The 1,761-nt window shown below is 50.2% G+C and carries 4 protein-coding genes; 3 read left to right on the top strand and 1 reads right to left on the bottom strand.

What is annotated here, in order from left to right; translation table 11 throughout:
• The coding region (locus QMX96_RS26640) for a hypothetical protein (protein ID WP_282362718.1) at nt 1-662 on the top strand (662 nt) is incomplete at its 5' end.
• Nucleotides 662-946: a hypothetical protein gene (locus tag QMX96_RS26635; protein ID WP_100634959.1), complete on the top strand. Its 285-nt coding sequence runs from the start codon at nt 662-664 to the stop codon at nt 944-946. The genes QMX96_RS26640 and QMX96_RS26635, both read left to right, overlap by 1 nt.
• 108 nt (nt 947-1,054) lie before the next feature.
• Here the strand turns inward: QMX96_RS26635 and QMX96_RS26630 are convergent, their stop codons facing one another.
• A complete protein-coding gene (locus tag QMX96_RS26630) occupies nt 1,055-1,546 on the bottom strand; it encodes a helix-turn-helix domain-containing protein (RefSeq protein ID WP_205885438.1) in 492 nt (163 codons plus the stop codon).
• 15 nt (nt 1,547-1,561) lie between these two features.
• On the opposite strand from QMX96_RS26630, the gene QMX96_RS26625 reads away from it, so the two are divergent.
• Nucleotides 1,562-1,761 (top strand): hypothetical protein (locus tag QMX96_RS26625; protein WP_282362717.1); only part of this gene is annotated, 200 nt, incomplete at its 3' end.

The raw sequence follows: 1,761 nt of genomic DNA, 5'->3' as shown, positions 1-1,761 counted from the left end.
CTGCTGCGCTGCAATTGGTCAGTCAGTTTCTGAACCAGTTTGAGAGCACCAAAGATACGCTGTTTACGCCGACCGAATCGGAGAGTCATCGGCTTGGGGTGGAGGCAGAAGCGGAACTGGCGCTGGCCATTATTTCGCTGGGAAGTGCTGCTAAAGCTGTGGCTTCGAAAACGCCAGGGTGGCTTGAGAAGCTGGCGGGGATGTTGCAAAGCGGGGAAAAAAATGGTGCAAAAGCAACTGGTGGCGCTGCCGGAAAGGTAGATGATCTAGCTACTAGTGGCTTAAGTTCAGCGTCAAACCTACCAAGTGGAACAGGTCTTGGTGGTTTCAAGGTCGGCTTAAATGCAGATGACATCACTGCTATAAATTCACAGTTTGGCGGTTCGGTTTCATTCAGAGAAGTAGATACGGCTATTGCAAATGCTGCCAATTATGATGGTTCTTATAATAAGGCTGGCTCAATGATCAGGGATATTGCAGGCGGGCATCTGTTTGATAATGGGAACAAGCGGACTGCTGTTGAGGTGGTTGAGCAGTTGATTATAAAAAACGGCGTGGATGGTCCGCCAAAACAAATTATTTGGAATGTTGTGGATAAGGTTGCGACGGGGAAGCTAACTAATGTCCAAGACATTTCAAAAGCATTAAGAGGGCTGGATTAATGTCTTTCAATGAGCTTTCTGAAAAGTATGCGACTCGTTTCGGCTCGCCAAGTATGAATGGCGTCGGGCTAGAGGAGTTTATTCAAATACTAGAGTTGGTGGCGATGAAAAATAAAGGTTTTTTCATCTTTAAGGTGGATGGTGAAAGAGAGCGTAATATTTATACTTTTATTTTAAATATGTCGACAAGTAACGATATTGTAATAAGAAAAGATACAGATAGCATACGGGAAGGTATGGAGTATTTTTTCTCTGAGCTTGAGCGGCTCGGTATATATCCATAACTTGATATTTAGATATTTTGCTTGGCCCCGATAGCAGAACTCGCACTGGTATTTTCTGTAAAAGTGATTGGAATTGCACCGGCCTCGCGCCGGTGTTGTTTTATCTGCTTACTGCAAAATCTCTCTTCCTTCGCTGCTTGCCTTGGTCGTGGCCTGAGCAATCAAGGCGTCGAGCATCTGCGCAACGAATTTCTGTTGGCTCTTGGGCAGTTGATCGATGGCTTCCAGTTGCTGTTGCCATTTCGGAGCAGGCCCACGTTTACGCACAGTGGTTTCCTGCTGCTGACCAAACAGCTCTTCGAGTGTGGTCGAAAGGAGTCGGGCCAGTTCTGGCAGCGCCGCTACCTGAATCCGCCGCTTGCCGGACTCATAGGCTTGAATAGTCTGCTGGGACACGCCCAGCCGTTCGACCAGTTGGGTTTGGGTGATGCCATGTTCTTTGCGCAGGCGGGCAATGCGTTCGCCCAGAGCAATGAAAAATTCACGTTCTTCGCTGGTGATGCTCATGGCTATCGTCGACGTGATCTGTAATAGGACAGCCATTAACTGCACCTGGAAGAACGCAAGCTCATCTCCGAGCAAACCAAGGCGCTGGCGCAAGAGCAGAACATCAGCGTGGCCGAAGCCGAGCGGCGCATGGCCGAGGCATTTGCCTACTACACCGACAAGGACTGGCAGACCACGATCGGCGCTGCGGGCGTGAAGTTCGACGACAGCACCCTCGCCCACCTCGGGCAGGCGCTGGCGCCGCTCGGGGCGAACTATGCGACCACGGACAAAGGGGATGTGCCGAGCATCAGCGAACCGCACAAGGT

The sequence above is a fragment of the Pseudomonas sp. PS01300 genome, from assembly GCF_029960155.1.
GTDB lineage: Bacteria > Pseudomonadota > Gammaproteobacteria > Pseudomonadales > Pseudomonadaceae > Aquipseudomonas > Aquipseudomonas palmensis.
This window is presented reverse-complemented; position numbering and strand designations above follow the sequence as displayed.

Excerpts from the sequence above, each read along its gene's own strand:
- QMX96_RS26635 (WP_100634959.1), top strand. The coding sequence starts at position 662 with ATGTCTTTCAATGAGCTTTCTGAAAAGTATGCGACTCGTTTCGGCTCG.